Genomic DNA, 20,621 nt, shown 5'->3' with positions numbered 1-20,621 from the left:
TTTTAGTGACCATAAGATGCGTTCACATAAAATACCCCAATTTTCGTGTCAGGCACCGCCCAAGCTTGGCACGACGGACAACAAACTGAAAAAATAAAGCTGGTCTCGAAGCAACGCCCAAACCAAAACGCTAAATACAACCGCGCCAACGGCCTGCACAAGCTCTCTCGATAAACAGCTTGTGGGGCAAAGCCACCTTGCCAAGGTCGCAGCGTGCGGGTATACGCCAGCCGGACGACAACAGGCACGGCTAACGCGAGCCCAGCATAAACATTAGAGCTATTTGCAATGCCATCAAACAAAGCGACAAAAATTCTTCAGCTGGTCGCCCTCACGGCGCTAATTTTTACGACCCAAAGCGCCCTAGCACTAGGCGAACCAAGCTATTTAACCGACACCCCCGAGCCCACCGATTTACGCTTGGTGGACGGCCGCAAAACCGCCACCCTATACCACGCTAACACGGCCGATAGCGCCATTGTGTTAGCGCTGGATGATTTAAAAGACGATATAAAACGTGTGACAGGCAAGAGCCCAAGCGTCACCAGCGACCTCACTAAACTAGGTAAACAAGCGGTCATCGCCGGCGAGATTGGCCGCAACGAATTGATTGATCGGTTAATTACGCAGAAAAAAATTGACGTCAGCGAGATTGCCAACCGCTGGGAAGGTTACTTAATTCAAGTCGTACAAAACCCACTGGCCGGGGTCGAACAAGCACTAGTTGTCGCCGGCAGCGACCGTCGCGGTGTCGCCTATGGCCTGTACAACATTAGCGAACACATTGGCGTCTCGCCCTGGTATTGGTGGGCCGATGTTCCCGTTAAAAAATCGAGCGATCTCACCATTAAAGCCGACACCCGCATAACCGATGCCCCTAAGGTTAAGTATCGCGGTATCTTTTTAAACGACGAAGCACCGGCGCTAACGGGCTGGGTGACCGAAAAATTTGGCAACTACAATCACGAATTTTACGAGCACGTTTTTGAATTACTCATGCGCTTAAAAGCCAACTATATGTGGCCGGCCATGTGGAACAACGCGTTTAATGACGACGACCCGTTAAATATGGTACGCGCCCACGAGCACGGCATTGTTATGGGCACCTCACACCACGAGCCAATGATGCGCGCCGACAAAGAGTGGAACCGCTACGGCCAAGGCGATTGGGATTACGCCACCAACCCCGACAACTTGGCCAAGTTTTGGCGCGATGGCGCCGAGCGCAACAAACCCTACGATAGTATTTTTACCATGGGCATGCGCGGCCAAGAAGACACCCCCATGAGCGAAGATCAAAACATTGAGCTGCTCGAAACAATCGTTAGCGATCAGCGCAAAATTCTAAGGGACGTGTTTTCCGATCGCGATATCACCGACGTGCCGCAGCTGTGGGCGCTGTACAAAGAGGTACAGGGTTACTACGAAAATGGCATGCGCGTACCAGACGATGTCACCTTGCTCTGGGCCGACGACAACTGGGGCAATATTCGGCGCCTGCCCACCCCTGCCGAGCGCGAGCGCAGCGGTGGCGCCGGGGTTTATTATCACTTTGATTATGTCGGTGGGCCGCGCTCTTACCGCTGGATGAACGTTACCCCCATCGCCAAGATCTGGGAGCAAATGAATCTAGCGGATGCATTTCAAGCCGATCGTATTTGGATTGTTAATGTGGGCGATTTAAAGCCGCAAGAATTCCCCATGGAGTATTTTTTGCGCTTAGCGTGGGACCCATCAGATTGGCCTAAAGAGCGACTTACCGAGTTTGGCCAGCTATGGGCGGAGCGCGAGTTTGGCGCCGAACACGCGGCCGATATTGCACAATTAGTAACGGGCTACAGCCACCACAATGGTCGCCGCAAACCCGAGCTAATGTCGCCCGACACCTACAGCCAGCTTAACTACAACGAGGCCGATCGAGTCAGTGCCGAGCTAACCGAGCTCGTCGAAAAAGCCGAGGCTATTTATGACGATATTCCTCGCGCCCAGCGCGATGCGTTTTTTCAATTAGTACTGCATCCAGTCACAGCGACTTACCTTGTTAATGAGCTCTACAACGTTACCGCCAAAAACCGTTTGTACGCCAGCCAAGGCCGCGCTAACGCCAACTTGTACGCCGAGCGCGCGCAAGAACTGTTTAACGCTGACGCCGAACTAACCAAGCGCTACCACAAACTCAACGGCGGCAAGTGGAACCACTTTATGGCGCAACCCCATATTGGCTACACCCACTGGAACAACCCGCCCGCCAACACCATGCCGGTAACTTACGATTACCAAGCCCATGGCGCCGCAGACATGGGCGTCGCCGTGCAAGGCATGAGCGGAGCTTGGCCCCAAACCGGGGCACTAACACTGCCCGAGTTTAGCCCCTATGGGCCCACCAGTTATTACCTGGATATTTACAACCGCGGCACGGAGGCCTTTGATTTTACCGCCACCCCCAGCGCCGATTGGATTTCCTTAAGCCGCCGCGAAGGTCGCATTGAGGTGAGCGAGCGTGTGTTCGTTAGCATTAATTGGGACAAAGCGCCTACCGGGCACCAAGACGCATCGGTACTGATTAAAGGCACTGGCTGGGGCGGCGCCACTATTAATATTAAGGCGTTTGTGCCAACGCCGGAGGCACGCGCTGAGGCTACCGGTTTTGTCGAGTCGAATGGCGTTGTCAGTATTGAAGCACCCCACTACAGCGCCAAGCAATCGGCGGCCGGCGGCGACTGGCAAAGCATCGACAACCTCGGGCGCACCCAAGGCTCGATTTCCGTCTTCCCCATTACCGATACCGAATTTAGCGGCGACAAGCAAGCCCCTTGGGTCGAGTACGACGTTTACCTTTTTAGCCGCGGCGAGATCACCCTGACCGGTTTGTTTGCCCCCAGCTTGAACTTTGTGCCGGGCCGCGGCTTGCGCTACGCCGTCGGCTTTGATGATGCCGAGCCGCAAGTAGTCGATGTACTTGCCGATCTGTCCAAACCGGCGTGGCAGCAGGCGGTTAGCGACAGCGTGCGGCGCGCCAGCAGTGTGCATCACATCGATCAACCCGGCCGCCACACATTGCGAATTTACGCCGTCGATCCGGGCGTCACCCTGCAAAAACTGATCATCGATACGGGCGGTTTAAAACCAAGCTATCTCGGCCCCCCCGAGAGCTACCACCGCTAAACCAAACCCTGGAGCAACCTCAGGAAGCTTTCCCCGGTCGGAGCGATCCACCGGGGATTTTTTTGCCTAAAATTTGCGGCACTAAATAGAGTGAATCTCGTCTACACTAATAATCTCAATAAAAACGCTCGACCACTCGCTTTGTTATTGACATTTTAGGAGCCAGCATGATCTCTCGAACTGCATTCACAGGCCTCGCAATCGCCGCCGTATTAACCGGCTGCAGCAGCACTATGCCCAATATATCCTCCACACTGCTCGATACCACTGGGCAAAATGGCCGAGCCTGTATCGATACCAGCGACATCCGTGGCTACGGCGTGCTGGACCAGGACGTTATCTCCATTGACGCCCGCAACAACTATTACCTCGCCACGGTCATGCCTGGCTGCAACAATTTAGAAACCTCAGCACGCGCCATGTTTAGCAGCCGTTTTTATGAGGTGTGTGGCGGCGGTATGGACCACGTGCGCACTGGCGGCGACAATTGCACCATTCGCAATATTTTTGAGTTTGCCAACCGCGAAGAGGCGTTTGCCGCTCACGATGCCGCCATGGCTGCACGCAAAGCCGCCGCAGACAACGCCGAGTAACACGCCCCCGCGCAAATCACTTATTACAACTGTCCAGCGCAACCCCCCAGCCCCGACGCATAAAGCGCCGGGGCCCCCTACCGAATTTTACAAATCTAAACTGTCACAGGCCTGCGCGCTGCGCCATGCTTCTGCATGATCAACCACAGCTCAGAGCTACAAGCTAAAAACACAATAACAAGGAGCCCCACATGATAAATCACTTAAAACACTGGCAGCCCATTTCCCTCGGCGCGGTATTAGCGGCCGGAATCAGCTTATCGGCCCACGCCCATGATATTGGCCAGTTTGCCTCTCACAGCGATATCGGTCCCGTCGCACACAAAGGCCAAGTTGAATTTAACGCCGCCGAACAGAGCTATACCGTCAGCGCCTCAGGTAAAAATATGTGGGGCAAAAGCGACGAGTTAAACCTTGCCTTTAACGAGCTATCCGGCGATTTTATTGTGCGCGCCCAAGTGCAATTTGAGGGCGACGGCACCGACCCACACCGCAAAGCGGGCTGGGATGTGCGCGAGAGCCTAACCCCCGATTCTGCCCACGTATTTGCCGCAGTCCACGGCGATGGTTTGAGCTCGCTGCAGTTTCGCCCCAGCGCGGGCGACGACACCGATGAGTATCGCCTGAAGGTAGCCGCCCCCGATGTTATTCAGCTAGAGCGGCGCGGCGACACCTATATTTTTTCGGCCGCTAAATTTGGCCAGCCCTTTCAGGTCACCCAAGTGTCTCACCTGACATTAGCCGATACTTTGTACGTCGGCTTAGCGGTCTGCGCTCACAATGCAGATGCCACTGAACGCGCAACATTTAACAATGTGCGAATCATTAAACCCGCCGATAAAGACTTTACGCCCTATCAAGACTACATTGGCAGTAACCTTGAAATCATGGACATGGAAAGCTTCGAGCGCCGCATTGTCTATCGCGCCGCCAACTCGATTCAGGCGCCCAACTGGACCCACGATGGCGCCACCCTGATTTTTAACTCCGAGGGTTTACTGCACAACTACGATGTTAAATCGGGCGCTGTTAGCGAGCTAAACACCGGCTTTGCCACTAACAATAACAATGATCATGTCTTGTCGTGGGACGGCCAACAGATTGGCATAAGCCACCACGCCAAAGAAGAAGACGGTCGCTCCACGCTCTATACCCTACCGCTAACCGGCAGCGATAAACCCACCCAGGTCACCAAGCCCGGCGTCGGCCACTCGTATTTGCACGGTTTTTCACCCGACGATAAATCGCTAATTTTTACTGCCGACCGCCAGGGGCAATACGATATTTACTCAGTCGACATTGCCACCGGCAAAGAAACCCAGCTGACCAACACCAAAACCCTTGATGATGGCTCGGAGTACAGTCCAGACGGCAGCAAGATTTACTTTAACTCTAACCGTACCGGCACCATGCAGCTGTGGCGCATGACCCCAGATGGCAGCGCACAAGAGCAACTGACGTTTGACCGCTATAACGACTGGTTTCCCCATGTGTCGCCCGATGGCAAGAACATCGTATTTTTATCTTATATGGATGATATTGACTCGGGAGACCACCCTTTTTACCGCCATGTTTACTTGCGGCAAATGCCCGCCAGCGGCGGAGAGCCTACCATTATTGCGTACCTATACGGCGGCCAAGGCAGCATCAATGTCCCCAGCTGGTCGCCAGACGGCAAGCGTATCGCGTTCATCAGCAATACTAAACTTACACAATAGCCATAATTCGCGGCTTGACACTTTGCCACAAGGATCGTCTACACTGAGTGTCTGCCGCACTGCGCCCAGACACTCAACCCCGGAAAATAATTATGAAGTTAGCGCGAATTGATATAGACCAAGTCCTGCCCCTGCGTCATCTCGTGCTATGGCCAGACCGCACCGAGGATTTTTGCCGGGTGAGCGGCGATGAAGACGCCTTACACTACGGCGCCTTTATCGATGACCAGCTGGTGTGCGTCGCCTCTATCTTTATCGAGGGCGGCGATGCCCGGCTGCGCAAATTTGCCACCCTGCCCGAACACCAAAACCAAGGTATTGGTAGCGCCTTGTTGGCCCACATTTTAGACGAACTAAAAGAACATGGCGCCAAGCGCTTTTGGTGCGATGCCCGCTCATCGGCCACGGGGATTTACAGCCGCTTTGGCATGGCCGTCGAGAGTGAGCCATTCAGTAAAGGCGGGGTCGATTACGTTAAAATGGCAAAACGTTTGTAACCTCCCCTTAAAAACAGTCCCAGTGCGCTCAACGGGAGCAAACCACCCATGACTGACGAGCTTGAAAGCGCGGCGTTTTACAAAACCCTGTTAGAGTCCACCCATGCCATCCCGTGGAAAATCGACTGGGAAAGCATGCGCTTTGCCTATATCGGCCCGCAAATCGAAAAACTGCTGGGCTGGAGCGCCGACAGCTGGTGCAGCGCCAATGACTGGGCCGAGCGCATGCATCCGGAAGATCGCGACTGGGTGGTTAACTTCTGTATTTCGCAGTCAAAAGAGGGCGTCGACCACGAGGCCGACTACCGCGCCCTATGCGCCGACGGCAGCTACCTTTGGATTCGCGACGTGGTGCACGTGGTACGCAACGAAGCCGGCGCCGTCGACTCGCTGGTGGGCTTTATGTTCGACATCAGCGAGCGCAAAAAAATCGAAGACAAACTGGTCCACTTACAGCAGGAGCTAGAAGAGCTATCGTTTAAAGACGGCTTAACCGGCGTCGCCAATCGCCGTATGCTCGACTCAGTACTCGACAAACAGTGGAGCCACGCGCGCCGCAGCAGCCAACCACTGACGGTGATTATTTTTGATATCGACTACTTTAAGCAGTACAACGATCACTTTGGCCATATCCAAGGTGATGACTGTTTGCGGCAGGTTGCGCGCACCCTAAGTCAGGGAGTCACGCGCCACAACGACTTTTTTGCCCGCTATGGCGGCGAAGAATTTATGCTTATTTTGCCCGAAACCGACGCCGCTGCCGCCGCCAAAGTCGCCGAGCGTTGCCGCAGCCTTATTTTTAAATTGCAGCTGCCCCACCCAATATCGCCGGCCAGCCCGGTCGTTACCGTTAGCCAAGGCGTTGGCACTATTACACCTCAGCCATCCGATTCGCTCAAAGCCTTTATCGATGCCGTCGACAAAAACCTGTACCGCGCAAAACAAAGCGGGCGCAATAAAATCGTCAACGGATAAAACCACAACAGGCAAACGGGCTTGTAGTTTAGGCTAAATATCGCTAATCTTATGGTTTTATTGACTATAAGATATTATAAAGGCGCCCGAAAAGCGCCACTCAAGTGCACGAGGAACCCACTGGCGTGAAAATCACCGCAGCCAAAGTCATTGTATGCAGCCCCGGCCGCAACTTTGTCACCGTTAAAATCACCACTGATGAAGGCGTTTACGGCATTGGCGATGCCACCCTAAACGGCCGCGAAAAATCCGTCGTCTCGTACCTAGAAGATTACGTGCTACCAGCGCTCATTGGCCGCGATCCGCAGCGCATCGAAGATATCTGGCAGTTTATTTACCGCGGTGCCTACTGGCGCCGGGGGCCGGTAGGCATGACGGCGCTCGCCGGTATCGACACCGCACTGTGGGATATTAAGGCCAAACTCGCGGGCATGCCCTTATATCAACTGCTCGGTGGTCGCAGCCGCGACCGCATCATGGCCTACACCCATGCCAATGGCCAAGACCTACCCTCAACCTTAGAGGCAGTGGCCCGCGCCCGCGATGCCGGCTATCAAGCCATCCGCGTGCAGTGCGGTATTCCCGGGGTCGCCAGCACCTACGGGGTCGCCAAAGAGGGCAAAGCCTACGAGCCCGCCGATGCCGACTTACCCACCGAGTCCGTCTGGTCCACCGAGAAATACCTAAACTTTACACCCAAGCTATTTCGCGCGATTCGCGACGAGTTTGGTGACGACCTACACTTGCTGCACGATGTGCATCACCGCCTTACCCCCATCGAGGCCGCTCGGCTCGGCAAAGAACTAGAGCCGTACCACCTATTCTGGATGGAAGATGCCGTACCGGCGGAGAACCAGGAAGGCTTTAAGCTGATCCGCCAGCACACCACCACGCCCATCGCTGTGGGCGAAGTATTCAACAGTATTCACGATTGCCGCGAGCTGATCGAGAACCAGCTGATCGACTATATTCGCACCACCATTGTTCACGGCGGCGGTATTACCCATGTGCGTCGGATTGCCGATCTAGCCTCTCTGTACCACGTGCGTACCGGCTTTCACGGCGCCACCGATTTATCGCCGGTATGCATGGGCGCTGCACTACACTTTGATTACTGGGTGCCTAACTTTGGTGTGCAAGAACACATGCCCCACAGCCCATTGATGGAATCAGTGTTTAGCCGTGCTTACGAATTTAAAGATGGCCACTTTACCCCCGGCGAAATACCTGGCCACGGAGTGGATATCGATGAGGCCGAAGCGGCCAAGCACCCCTATAAACGCGCTAGCCTGCCGGTTAACCGGCTAGAGGACGGCACGCTTTGGCACTGGTAAATACCCACAATCAAACACTATCAACGCTTTATCACGCTTAATGTTATTAACTTAAAAAAGACCCGGAGACTGTCATGCAATTTAATAAAAATCTGACATCACTCGCCCTAGTGACGGCCATGGCGGCCGCCCTAGCCGCTTGCGGCGAGCAAAAGAGCGAGACCATAAACACGCCCAACGCTACACCCGCCAAAGCCGCAACGGCTAGCTCAGACGTACCCGACGTGGTACAAAAAGAAGCCGAAAACCGCCGTATGGCCGCCGAGCGCGAATACGTATCGCAGCCGCTGGTTAGCGATATTTACACCGCTGACCCTTCGGCCCACGTGTGGAACGACACTCTCTACATTTATCCGTCTCACGATATCGAAACCGACATTCCAATGGACGACACAGGCGCGCACTTTGCTATGCGCGACTATCACGTGTTGTCACTAACAGAAGCTGGCGGTGAGGTAAAAGACAGCGGCGTGGTGCTGGACGTAGACGATGTACCTTGGGCCGAAAAACAAATGTGGGCACCTGACGCGGCAAAGAAAGGTGATAAATACTACCTATACTTCCCCGCCAAAGATTACGACGGCATCTTTCACATTGGCGTCGCGGTAAGCGATTCGCCGACCGGGCCATTCACCGCCGAGCCCAAGCCTATTGAAGGCAGCTACAGTATGGACCCAACGGTTTATGAAGACACCGATGGCGAATACTACATGTACTTTGGCGGTATTTGGGGCGGTCAATTGCAGCGCTGGACCACCGGCGAATACATCGCGGAAGACAGCTACCCCGCCGATGACGAACCTGCCGTAGCACCTTTGATTGCTAAAATGGGCGACGACATGGTGAGCTTTGCCGAAGAGCCCAAAGAAATCATGCTGCTCAACTCGGACGGCACACCCATTAAACACGGCGACAACGAAAAACGCTTTTTCGAAGCCGCCTGGGTACACAAGTACAACGATACCTACTACTTCTCGTACTCCACTGGCGACACCCACAACATCGCCTACGCTACCGGCGATAGCCCATACGGCCCCTTCACTTATCAGGGCGTAGTATTAGAGCCGGTATTGGGCTGGACCAACCACCACTCGATTGCCGAGTTCAATGGTCAGTGGTATGTCTTTTATCACGACACGCAACTCTCTGGCGGCCAGACTCACTTGCGTAATGTGAAGATGATGCCGATCCATCACAACGAAGACGGCAGCATCGAAACAGTGAATGCTTTTGCCGATTAACACCGCGTAAAAAAGCCGGGGCAAATGCCCCGGCTTTTTATTGCCTTGTATCAGTGCAATGCTTGCTATTATGCAGCAAACCTCTGAAAGAAATCATCGGTTGTTTCGAGCTGGTTAAAACGAAATGTCCAGGTGGCTTCTACCGTATCAGAAAAATCAAACCCTCCCTCGGCAATAGTCGGGTTATCGTAACCGGCATGGCCATTGTTTTCCTCGCGTAAACGTTTAGCTTCTATCCACAAAGGCGCCAGCGCTTTGTGCTCTGCTAACCGACTCCACCACTGCCCGCCTTTATTATTAAAACTCAGTGTGCCGTTACCGCCACCATTTCCATCGGGAATCTTGCTGTAATCGGCATACTCTCGCACGTACAACAAATCTTCAGGCGTCGTCGCATTTTCGTTCCAGGTGCCGTGCTGAAACGTGTGAATACGTTGCTTTCTGTTCAGTGAAGGCATGGCGGCGCGAATCGATTTCACCAAAGCCGCTCTAAAATCCGACTGCCCTGCCTCCTGACACCATACATCGCCGCCCTGTTGTAACGTTTTTTGCGCAAGCTCGCTCGCGGCTTGAACTGCCGCCTCGCGATCACCGTGGGCATCAATCCACTGCTTGCCAAAAGCCCGCTTAAAAAGTTTAGGCGATGCGATATAGCTACCGTCTTGTACTCCTTAAGCGCTAGAAACGGCCAAATAATTAATATTACTAGTGACTCGTGTTGCAATATCGTTCCCAGTGGCGCCGCACGAAAAAACAGCAATGATAGAGTTTTCATTAAACGAGGAGATTTCATCACTAACATGGCTTTATCCTTTTCATAATAGACACCAGAAAGGGTATTTTATGGTTTGTAGGGCATTACTCCCGAAAACAAAACTATGCTGAGGAAAGCAGCCTGTTAAACCAAGTCGGTGATTTTTATAAAGCTTTATCTACACTTACAGCATCAGCCATTGGTTTTGTGAAATCGTTATCTATGAGCCTCAGCTACGGGTGACATTACTTTCAATGTAGAGCCTACTTAGTATTAATTTTTACTGCTCTGATCGATCTCATCCTGCGTCAGCGACCAGGCACCATCGTTGGTGAGCAATAGCATTGCCGGTGGTATTAAAGTCTAATCGGCCGACGATGTGCAGATCTTTTTTCAGGATGGTCAATCAAATCCAGAACCGTCGTGTGCTTGCCGTCTTTAGTCGCGCTAACCACCCCTTTGGGCTTGTGTAACATCAAATAAATGGGCTGCTTGTCTTGCAGGCAGTTATCATCCCATACAACGCGAGAAAAAACCGAAACCTGTTTTTGGGTTGAACGGTCTACACAACCATCAACCAAAATCCGCCTCTGTGCCAACAACAGCCGAACGTCCGACCTAGAAAAATTACTGCTCTGGGAAATAAAACGGTCAAGGCGACTATTGCGAGACTCCATAGAGCACGTAAAATTATAAGGTAATGCTCAGCACGCATTAAACACCGAGGCTAAAGCTGGAAGCTTTAATCCTACCAACAATGGCCGATCTGAGGCAGGCCTAGCGCAGGGTGAGCGAACTTAGTTGACTTGCTCGTACGTTAAATAGATACAGCAGCATAAAATTAGTAATGGGTGCGGCCAGAAAACATAGGCGGGTTCAGATAGCAAATATAACGTGAGCCAAGGCAGGTTAGACCACGAGTAAAGTAATCATATTTCTTCATCCACAAAAACCACATGACGAAAGTGGTGCTGCTCTTCGAAAGTGGCCCCTAAGGCACCAATGAATAGCCCCAATGTGGTGACGAATAAAGCCACTTGCCAATAGACAGTGGACACAGCCATACCTACATCCGAGTCAATCCAGGATGCCACTAAACTCGGGGAGTATAGAAAGAACCCTGCCGATACATTGAGCGCAAGAAGAGCGGAAGCCGTGGTAGCAAGGCCGATTAATACGATAACCACCGCCGAGACATTGGCAATAACGATTTGCTCTCTCATTAGCGACCGGCGCCGTTGAATTAACAAACGCTGCCTAACGGCGACCAAGGCGGTGGTAACGATCAGTACAATACCCAATAGTATGGCAAGCTTAGTAATGGCTTGGTTGGATGCCAAATGCCAGGATTCTGCGGTGAGCATTAACAGTGTGGTTGTTGAAACCGCTGCAGCCGTAAGACGTAATAATCGCAACGGAAACTCCCAAGGGCGTGCGTGTCTCACTGCATCAAAAATTTCGTGTCGGTTAATGTACGTCGACTGCAAGTAAAAGCGCAGGGGCGACAACTCGGTGGCCGCTTGGGTTTCTTCCAGGCGTGGGTCAGCAATTTGATGCAGGTTATGCTCAATTGCGCTGTGCTGGGCGCTGTCAAACTCCGTCATCTGCGACAACTCTTTAGGCGATGAGGGAATATGCATAAAATTGTTTTCGTCGCGGGCGACGGCAAGGCCATTTAGATGCCCTAAGGAGCGGATGCAGAGCGTGGTTAAACGCCGCGCCACAGTGCTTATTCGATCGCCTTCATCTACCTCAGCGTCAAATGCATGAGGGTCAATCCGATTGGTAGACACCACGGCGAGATCCAGAGCGCTGGATGTGACAGCGATCGAGTAAGGCTTATAACGGCAGGTTAAATCGGCGGCGGTAAACAAAATGGCAAAATCCCAGCCTTCGGCATCGCGCAAATCACTGCCATCGCGCAACAATGCAGAAGGCTCCTGGCGAATGCTCAGCGGCACTTCCTCGCGCTGCACCGCACTAATCCGCCAAGCAAACTGAGGGAACTGTGATTGCAACCAAGTTAGCAGCTGCTCACGCGCAGACCGAATGGCCTGCTTATCGATACGATCCATACGACCGATAATGACCAGACCAATTTCGATGGGAGCCAACGCTGAGCAGGCTTTGTCGGACGACGAACGATCCATGAAAACTCCTGTAATGCCTACTGATTTAGCAAGATTACGACAAATACACTAACGTGCCTTACACCTATAGCTCTCATCGTGCATCACTCGTTCTGAGCGCTCTCGCGAGTAAAAGCCCTCTACTAACTCTTCAGGCTGCTAATAAACGCCTCCGACTCTGCAATGGATTTTTCCATTTCTCTGATCAGCCGAGCGACCTCAGTGTTCACATTTCCCAGCTCACCTTGCAGTGAATCAATGGCCCGAGCATTTAAGTTATGCTTGAGAAACAAAACTTGGTCTTGAAAAACTTGTAAAACCGGATCCATGCGTGCTTCTGCGCTGCGCATCGCTTTAATAAGCTTTTCGTATTGCTTTTTGGTCTGACGTAACTTCGCTTCACTTTGACGTTTAAGATTGGCATTACTGTAAAGCTCAATCTCATCTTCCCACTCATCAAACAAGGCTTCTGAAACATCCTCTACCGAATTAATTCGCTCAGACACCTTTTCAGCCGCTGCTTTACTGTCTTCGTATTCGTCGTTGAGTTTCTCGTAGCGCTCAACCAGATCCTGGTCTTCAATCGTAACCATCGATTGGTATTGCTCCAGCGCGGATTCAAACTGCTCTTTAGCATCAGTTTGCGACTCTTGCGCCGACTCCACGCGGTCAATCATGATATCACGCTTGTGAACGCCGGCCTTCTCCATCGCCCCGTAATACACCGACTGACAACCCGCCAGAATCAAGACCAAAAAAGAACTAAGAACCCAACGACGTATTAACATGTATTTTTACCCATAACTTTAAGTGGTAGAAAGATGCACAAGATGCTCACTGATTTAGCCTAGTAATTGTCAAAAAGCGCGCTAAGATTGTGATTTTTGCTCTCTTAGCGCTGCTAAAGCGTATTTTAGGGCAACTCGTAAAGAAGAACATTGAACAAGCAGGATCTATACCATCCAGATGGCGATACGAGCGTGAAGCAGGGAATGCGGGATTAATTCCGTTGATTTGGCCGAGCAACAACTGGAACCCCGCTCCAATGCTGGCATTCCCTCCGGTGTAAATCGTAATGCCTGACCCCGGTCGTACTCCTAAACTTGGCGGGCAGCTTTGCAATCCCTTACCATCCCATTAAGACCTTACTCCTCCACCAAAAATCTAGTACCAGCAAGAAAAGTTTTGAGGCACCTATATAATTCAAAAATACCATTACAGCGACGAGCTACTGCTGAGTAAAATCAACAACATCAGACGCGAACGCACAAACGTCAAAAGATGGGGGGTCAACAACTTTTTCAAATAGCTGCCGGAACTCTTCACTTGTTTTATACTGAAAAAGTAAATTTTTGATTGTAACCATATTGCGCGCATAAGAACGCAATCTATCTACTCTCTTTTCTCCATTACATTCATTAACCATCAACGAAACATCTAAACCAAGATTAAAAATAAGATACTCGACGCCTGATGAGCTAATGGCTAGGTCTACTTGCTTTTGTGTAATACTGTATTTTATCGGAACGTCAATTACATGCCCTGCATCTCTGTACAAAATAGCTGAAACCAACGTTTTTTCTAGCAAGAGCGCACCTTCCTCCGTGGGCTCACCTGACGACTCATCAAGATCGCGCTCATCTTGGCGATCATCCACATGCAAATAGCGTGACCCAAAATCGTTACGTGCATCCTTGACATGATTATCAACTTCATTAGTAATTATTTTGCAATGGCCATCTGGAAAATCAGATGCATCGACAGGATGGAACTCTAATAAGGCTTTTTCTTCATCAGGTGAAGAGGTAGAACTAAGCGCCCTTTGGAGCTCTGTTAATTTCTTAGCTTCATAGAAAGCAGGAGCTAAAATCTCATATGAGCCATCGCCATTCCGCGTCAGAAAAAGAATGTACTCATGACCATCAAGTATCGCTGTGTGTGACAAGTAGTCCAGATCGCTGACAGAGGAAAGCCACGGAACACTCTGCAGCTTGGCACTTAGAGACTCTCGATTCTCGACATAAACGCTCTCCGTAACATCTCCCATATCGAACGCTTCTTGATTTAAGCTTAAGTCGTCCCTCAGCGCACTCCTCTGTGCGGCCCAATCGTCGTGCCGCTCCTCTACCGCCTCGACCCAATTTATCTTGCTTCCAGGGAAGGGCAAAGCCGAAATTCGAACAAACACAGAAATATCTTTAGAAGGAACATTTCCTTTGGCAACCGCTGAAACCGAAAAGCACACCTCGTTCATTTCCAGTAAAAACTTTGGTGGACCCACATCTACATCACTTAGGTCACTAGCCACCCATGCTTTCACAATAAGGTCAGCTTGTCGCCCTAACCGGGCCACCAGCTCTGGGTGATACCAAAAACGCGAACCTGAGTACTCCCTGTCGATTTCTTTCTGAAGCTCACTCCGCTCAGTCTGAACAATAGTCGACCCCGAAAGCATCAAAAAAATAATAAATACAACAAAAACTCGGCTCAACATCCGGATAACATCCGGCTTATCGGACAATTCATACACTCACCAAATTGCTGCTCTAACAACAATATTAGGGACACTCAAAACTTGACAATGCCACACCTCTAAACCAAAGTAAATTCAAGGGGTTCACTGCACCGCACGTTCAAGGAGGAGCCATGACTCAACCCCGTAAGCGCCTGATCTCTCTTGACGCCCCCTTCTACCACTACATTTATCACGACACGAAACTCTCTGGCGGCCAGACTCACTTGCGTAATGTGAAGATGATGCCGATCCATCACAACGAAGACGGCAGCATCGAAACAGTGAATGCTTTTGCCGATTAACACTGAGCGTTAAACAAAAAAGCCGAGGCACATGCCTCGGCTTTTTTATGCCGGCTCGTTTAGCAATCTATTAGGCCGCCCTTTATTCACCCACAAATGTCGCAAAAAAATCATCGGTATCTTTTAATTGATTTAGGTTAAAAATCCAGGTCGCCTCTACGGTATCCGAAAAATCAAAACCACCGGCGGCAATTGTCGGGTTGTCATAACCAGCGCGGGCATTATTAGCATCACTTAAACGTTTTGCCTCTTTCCACAACGCCCCTAACTGTTCGTGTTGCGTCACTATCGTCCACCACCGGCCGTCTTTATTGTTAAAGCTCGGCGTGCCGTTACCACCGCCGTTGCCATCGGGTATTTTACTGTAATCGGTGTATTCGCGAACGTATAAAAAATCTTCGGGGGTCGTTTGCTCTTCGTTCCAAGTACTGTGCTGCACAGTATGAATTCGCTGCTTACTATTCAGTGCTGGCAACTCTGCGCGGATCGCTTTAACCAGCATCGCGCTAAAATCTGATTGCCCCGCCTCTTGTAGCCAGACATCACCGCCGTCTTTTAAGGTTTTAATGGCGCGCTGACTTGCCGCCTTAACCGCCGCTTCACGATCACCGTGCGCATCTACCCACTGATCGCCAAACGCCAATTTAAAAAGCTTTGGCGCCGCAATATAGCTACCGCCTTGGATACCGTAAGCGCCGGCCACGGCTAAAAAATCGACCTCAGAAAATCGTTCGTGCTGCAGCATTGTGCCCAGCGCCGCGATCGCTTGTAAGTCATCGGGGTCGGGTTTGCTATCAAAATTAGCAACCAACAAATCCTGCTCTGGCTGAAACTGGCCACTCACGGCCGCCGCCGGGCCAAACCCCGAAGCGCTTGCGTGAGCCGCAGCCAAGCCCAGCAATAGGGATGTGAGTAAACGGGGCGTTCTTATCATCGACATGGCATTTTACCTTTTTATGTTGTGTTCTCCGCCTGACTCAATAGCTACTGCGCCATCAAGGCCACCGAATTGTTATCGTTAACATAAAATAAGTATTAACCGATCTTCTGTCAAACAAATCCGGCTCGTTTGAGTACTCTTTGTAAAGCTTTACTCGTGCTTTACAAAGAGTCGCACGGACAATAGTCACCCACGCTTAACCACTAACACACTATCGCTATCTATTGCCGCTACTTAGGGCCATACTGCTGCTGTTACTCTACAATGTGGCGTTTTTACCGTAGGCAATATCAGCCCTTGAACTGACTGACATTGCCCTTAGCTTTATAGGCAACTTAAAAGGAACGTATCATGAGTAAAGGGCAAAACAGTAAAAAAGATACCAAGAAGAAACCGCTTTTAACCGCCAAAGAGAAAAAAGCCGCAAAGGCCTCCAAAAAAGCGAGCACCAATATACTCGGCGGTTAAACGCAGGCTGTAATTTTACCGCTAGGGTTATAACAAGGCTCGATACCATGAAGCCATATTGCCTCATGGTATCGTCGACGCTTGCTTAATGCTGAGCAAAACACCAGCAAGTGCACATTGTTTTTTACCAATGTGCACTTAAGCCCACAGCTCGTCGAGTTCTTTTTCAGTTAGTACACGACTGCCGCCTGGCTTAAGATCGCCGAGAGCGAGATTTCCGACAGAAGTTCGATGCAGCGCCACCACCTCGTTTTGAAAAAAACCAAACATCCGCTTTACCTGATGATACTTTCCCTCGGTCAACGAAAGTCTTGCTGTGTATTCACTTAAGATTTCTAACGATGCCGGTTGAGTGGTGATTTTTTCATAATTAAAATAGATGCCGTCTTTAAACGCTGCAATATATTTATCATTCAGGGGTTGGGCTAAGGTAACTTCATACGTTTTACTCAGTTTTGTCTCGGGCAAACTTATCTTGCGTGACCAGGCGCCGTCGTTAGTCAATAACACAACTCCTGTGGTATTAAAATCCAGGCGTCCCACAATGTGCAGTTCGTGCTTCTGAGGATGATGAATAAGATCCAGCAGGGTTTTATGCTTGGCATCTTGGGTGGCGCTAACGACCCCTTGGGGTTTATGTAGCATAAGATAAACCGGCTGGTTATTTTGCAGAAAACAACCATCCAGTACCACACGAGTGAATTGCGTTACCTTTTGCTGGATTGAGCACGCCGCACAGCCATCTAAAAAAATTCGCTGCTGCGCAATTAACAACCGCACGTCTGAAATTGAGAAATTACTATTCTGACTAATAAAACGATCGAGCCGACTAACTTTAGATTTCATGGCATAACGTACACAAACGCAACATACTGATCTCGGCAATAAACTAGAGGCTAAACGTTAAATGTAGCGGCGCTATACACCGTAAACGCCAGAAAAAGACACTAAGAGGGCGCTGAGCCATTAAGTTTTTCTCTGGCCACCTCAATACTTTGCAAGCAAGCGCGGCGCAGTGTGGGGTAATCCTTGTCAATTGCTTTTATCCCAGGGGTATTCAGAAGCTCTTCAAACTGAGCCTCTCCCTCTAGCCGTTGCGCCATAACATCGGCCGCCTCGTCCGCCGAAAATACCGCCTCTAGGCGCTGCAGCAGTTGCTCACCGGTTTCGCGATCAACATCGGGGACAGAGGGTAGATCGCCGCTATCGCGTATGGCCTCTTCGGCTTCGTCGGCAAGTAGATCGCGCGCCTCAGCAAGGGTTTCAAATAGTTCGCCCGTTAACGCGTCACTGACAAACTCGGCGGCATAACGGTAGTGATCGGCGCTTTCCATTAAGGCCACATGTAAATCGTTTAGTGCGACTTGTAAATCATTGCGCAATACACTCATGAGCGGGCATCCTTTTGTAAATAAGTAACCATTATTCGGGCAAGTCAGTCTCTGTAAACGCTGGCACCAGAACCTCTAAGGCCTGTGGTACCACACTAAAATGCGCGGGGGTTTGCGCCACCGGCTCACCATCCGCGTGGATCGCCATATGTTTACGGCCAGTGGTAATCTCTATGCGTTCGGCTTGCACATTAAATACACGTTTATTGTAACGCTGCCGGCCGTCGCGCAACAGCGGCGCCAAGGTTAATAGCTCCCACACGGTTTGCGGGCGCAAGCTGTACAGTGACAGCTTGCCATCATCAATGCGGGTCTTTTCATCCACCACATTGCCACCGCCGTAATAGCGGCCGTTGCCAATCGCCATCTGAATAGAGCGCTGGCGGTAATGCACACCATCGACCGACATATTGGCTTTAAACTGTTTAACACGGGCCAGTGCCGCAAAAAACGCTTTTAGATAACTCAACACGCCCCAGTGCTTTTTTACCTCGTCGGTAAGCTCTTCGGAAACCTGAACCCCGAGCCCGAGGTGCGCGACGTTAAAAAAATAATGTTTGTTCACTACACCTAAATCAATACGCTGACGCTGCCCAGCGACGATAACGTCAAAGGCCTCGTCAAGTGCTCCGGTCAAGCCCAGCGAGCGAGCTAAATCGTTTGCGGTGCCCAGTGGTAACACGGCCAGGGGTAAGTCGCATTGGTACAAGGTGCTGGCCATAGAACTAATCGTTCCGTCCCCACCGCCGACGATGACTAAGTCCAAATTATCTTTGCGTTCGCGCACCGCTTGGCAGCTTTGCTCTGGCCCTTGGGAGGCTAACCGCTCGACGCTGATACCCGCCTGCTCTAACCGCGCTAACCCGTCATCCAACTGCGCCTCGGCGCCCTGGCGCGCCTTAGGGTTAATAATCAGTAGAGCGTTACGTATCTGCGGGGCTTTCATATCAACCTTATTCGTCATTGCTATCAATGCGGCGGAATATCGCCTCTAGCAAACTATAACACCCAAACGCAAAGAGTCCTGCCGCTACGATACCTAGCATCCAGGCGCCGTAGGGGTTGTCGCGCAAAGTGTTCAACGCATCGGCGATGCCTTTCACCTCAGAGCTGCGGGCCATGATAGCGGAACGCGCGAGAATAGCGCCAATCAAAATTAGCACCGCACCGCGCGCCACTAAACCAAAACGACACAGCGGCCGCATCCAGACAATTTGCGAGGGCGGCAAACGCATAAACTTCTCATAGCCAACCTTCCAGCCTTTTACCATGTGTGCCACGCCCGCAACCGCCATTCCCGCGCCGATCGCCGCCAGTAGCCAGAGCCCCGGGTCGGACGACAGCCACGTCGGTTGTCCGCTGCTATCGTCAGAGCCAGACCACACCAGCTTTGCCGTAAACAGCGCTAAGGTTCCGTGGGTAATTGCGCTAATAAGTAACCCCGCGCGCACGCCCAGGCCTTTAACCGAGGTGCCGTGATCATCGGTATCGGTCAACGCTTGAGTCGTGCGCCAAATAACGTAGCCCAGCAAGCCCGCCACCAGCAATACCAACAAAAATTGACCAAAAGGTTGTTGCGCAATTTCACGCACAGCGCCACGGCTGTTGGTGGTTTCGCCTCCCACCCCAATCGCCGTCATAACCGCGAGCGAGCCAACCATTAAATAAACCAGAGCGCGTGCGGTGTACCCCATGCGTGCGAGTACGCCGATGGCGGAAACATTGGCCAAAATAACTAGGGGTGTACTCATTTAAAATCCTTTACGTTTTGATTAAATCCAAGAAGGTGGCGGCACATTACTTAGCCGCCTCATCAGCTGACGCTAAAGCACTAGGGTTGTTCGATTCTGGCTCGACTTGGCCACGGCGCTGTAACCAACCGGCCAGCAACCAACACGCTAGGGCCCAACCAGCCCCCGCCGTCCAGCCAGCAAGAACATCTGTAGGCCAGTGCACACCGAGATACACCCGGCTAACCCCCACCAGCAACGTAATCGTCAGCGCGGCGACCAAATAATACGCCTTTAAACGACGGCGCTTTTCGGCCCGAGCCAGCAGCGCCCCCAAGGTTAAGTAAGTCGCGGCCGCCACCATAGAGTGACCGCTAGGAAAGCTCGCGGTATACACCTCGGCCCCGTGGGGGACTAAATCCGGTCGGTCGCGCTCATAGGAATCTTTAAGCAGGGTGTTAGCGCCCAGCGAGCCCAGTGATGCCACCAACACCACTAACGCTAACCGGCGGCGCTGGCACAAGACGAGGTACCCCATCACCAGCAACGTTAATAGCGTCAATATCACATTGCCCCCCAGTGCGGTGATATCACGTCCCATCTCTTCGACCCAGCCGGGCCCAATAGGATCGGAGACATCGTCGGCAGTGCGCATCATCAACAATACGCTGCGATCAAACTCGTGTGTTTCGCCATCGGTCACCTCGTCGGCGATCTCGGCAAACACCCATATTGATGCCAGCAATGCAAACACGACGCACATTACGGTTAATTCACGACTGCCCAGCCAGGTAAAAAAACGATTAAATCCCATCATCCCCACAACCCTAAATATATGTTGAATTTATCAGTCTAGTTGTTAGAACTAT

General features: G+C 51.5%; 18 protein-coding genes. 8 read left to right on the top strand and 10 right to left on the bottom strand.

The features are described 5' to 3' along the window. Positions 1-288 precede the first annotated feature (288 nt). The 7 genes from AACY82_RS11745 to AACY82_RS11715 all read left to right on the top strand — a co-directional run bounded on the left by AACY82_RS11745 (position 289) and on the right by AACY82_RS11715 (position 9,523). Positions 289-3,165, top strand: a complete 2,877-nt coding sequence (locus tag AACY82_RS11745; RefSeq protein ID WP_339617012.1) for a glycosyl hydrolase 115 family protein — start codon at positions 289-291, stop codon at positions 3,163-3,165. Between the two features lie 167 nt (positions 3,166-3,332). Next, positions 3,333-3,758: a DUF6491 family protein gene (locus tag AACY82_RS11740; RefSeq protein ID WP_339617011.1), complete on the top strand. Its 426-nt coding sequence runs from the start codon at positions 3,333-3,335 to the stop codon at positions 3,756-3,758. 191 nt (positions 3,759-3,949) lie between these two features. Then, on the top strand, positions 3,950-5,476 hold the full coding sequence (locus AACY82_RS11735; RefSeq protein WP_339617010.1) for a hypothetical protein: 1,527 nt from the start codon (positions 3,950-3,952) through the stop codon (positions 5,474-5,476). 92 nt (positions 5,477-5,568) lie between these two features. Then, positions 5,569-5,973, top strand: coding sequence for a GNAT family N-acetyltransferase (locus AACY82_RS11730; RefSeq protein WP_339617009.1), 405 nt, complete (start codon positions 5,569-5,571; stop codon positions 5,971-5,973). Between the two features lie 48 nt (positions 5,974-6,021). Continuing rightward, a complete protein-coding gene (locus AACY82_RS11725) occupies positions 6,022-6,948 on the top strand; it encodes a sensor domain-containing diguanylate cyclase (RefSeq protein ID WP_339617008.1) in 927 nt (308 codons plus the stop codon). Between the two features lie 125 nt (positions 6,949-7,073). Further along, complete coding sequence (gene manD, locus AACY82_RS11720; protein ID WP_339617007.1) at positions 7,074-8,282, top strand: D-mannonate dehydratase ManD; 1,209 nt, start codon at positions 7,074-7,076, stop codon at positions 8,280-8,282. Between the two features lie 254 nt (positions 8,283-8,536). Further along, a complete protein-coding gene (locus AACY82_RS11715; RefSeq protein ID WP_339617132.1) occupies positions 8,537-9,523 on the top strand; it encodes a glycoside hydrolase family 43 protein in 987 nt (328 codons plus the stop codon). 68 nt (positions 9,524-9,591) lie between these two features. Here the strand turns inward: AACY82_RS11715 and AACY82_RS11710 are convergent, their stop codons facing one another. The 4 genes from AACY82_RS11710 to AACY82_RS11695 form a co-directional block, all read right to left on the bottom strand. Next, a complete protein-coding gene (locus AACY82_RS11710; RefSeq protein ID WP_339617006.1) occupies positions 9,592-10,002 on the bottom strand; it encodes a hypothetical protein in 411 nt (136 codons plus the stop codon). Between the two features lie 1,204 nt (positions 10,003-11,206). Next, positions 11,207-12,427: a hypothetical protein gene (locus AACY82_RS11705; RefSeq protein WP_339617005.1), complete on the bottom strand. Its 1,221-nt coding sequence runs from the start codon at positions 12,425-12,427 to the stop codon at positions 11,207-11,209. 122 nt (positions 12,428-12,549) lie between these two features. Continuing rightward, positions 12,550-13,194 carry a DUF2959 domain-containing protein gene (locus tag AACY82_RS11700; RefSeq protein WP_339617004.1) on the bottom strand — a complete coding sequence of 215 codons (645 nt, stop codon included), beginning with the start codon at positions 13,192-13,194 and terminating at the stop codon, positions 12,550-12,552. Positions 13,195-13,634: 440 nt separating this feature from the next. Then, complete coding sequence (locus AACY82_RS11695) at positions 13,635-14,927, bottom strand: hypothetical protein (protein WP_339617003.1); 1,293 nt, start codon at positions 14,925-14,927, stop codon at positions 13,635-13,637. Positions 14,928-15,052: 125 nt separating this feature from the next. On the opposite strand from AACY82_RS11695, the gene AACY82_RS11690 reads away from it, so the two are divergent. Further along, the gene (locus tag AACY82_RS11690; RefSeq protein WP_339617002.1) at positions 15,053-15,223 is read left to right on the top strand and encodes a hypothetical protein; all 171 of its coding nucleotides are present in this window, start codon (positions 15,053-15,055) and stop codon (positions 15,221-15,223) included. Between the two features lie 82 nt (positions 15,224-15,305). Here AACY82_RS11690 and AACY82_RS11685 read toward each other — a convergent pair whose 3' ends face one another. The 6 genes from AACY82_RS11685 to AACY82_RS11660 form a co-directional block, all read right to left on the bottom strand. Then, complete coding sequence (locus AACY82_RS11685; protein ID WP_339617001.1) at positions 15,306-16,163, bottom strand: hypothetical protein; 858 nt, start codon at positions 16,161-16,163, stop codon at positions 15,306-15,308. Between the two features lie 606 nt (positions 16,164-16,769). Beyond that, a complete protein-coding gene (locus AACY82_RS11680) occupies positions 16,770-17,477 on the bottom strand; it encodes a pseudouridine synthase (protein ID WP_339617000.1) in 708 nt (235 codons plus the stop codon). Positions 17,478-17,578: 101 nt separating this feature from the next. After that, complete coding sequence (locus AACY82_RS11675; RefSeq protein ID WP_339616999.1) at positions 17,579-18,022, bottom strand: hypothetical protein; 444 nt, start codon at positions 18,020-18,022, stop codon at positions 17,579-17,581. A 31-nt stretch (positions 18,023-18,053) separates the two neighbouring features. Then, positions 18,054-18,968 (bottom strand): lipid kinase, encoded by a 915-nt coding sequence (locus AACY82_RS11670; RefSeq protein ID WP_339616998.1) that lies wholly within the window; start codon positions 18,966-18,968, stop codon positions 18,054-18,056. Positions 18,969-18,975: 7 nt separating this feature from the next. Further along, the gene (locus tag AACY82_RS11665; protein WP_339616997.1) at positions 18,976-19,773 is read right to left on the bottom strand and encodes a DUF1206 domain-containing protein; all 798 of its coding nucleotides are present in this window, start codon (positions 19,771-19,773) and stop codon (positions 18,976-18,978) included. A gap of 46 nt (positions 19,774-19,819) precedes the next feature. Further along, complete coding sequence (locus AACY82_RS11660; protein ID WP_339616995.1) at positions 19,820-20,569, bottom strand: phosphatase PAP2 family protein; 750 nt, start codon at positions 20,567-20,569, stop codon at positions 19,820-19,822. Positions 20,570-20,621 lie beyond the last annotated feature (52 nt).

It is taken from the genome of uncultured Gilvimarinus sp. (assembly GCF_963972205.1).
GTDB classification, from domain to species: domain Bacteria; phylum Pseudomonadota; class Gammaproteobacteria; order Pseudomonadales; family Cellvibrionaceae; genus Gilvimarinus; species Gilvimarinus japonicus.
The sequence above is the reverse complement of the archived record's forward strand: the minus strand, read 5'-3'. Positions and strand labels throughout refer to the sequence as shown.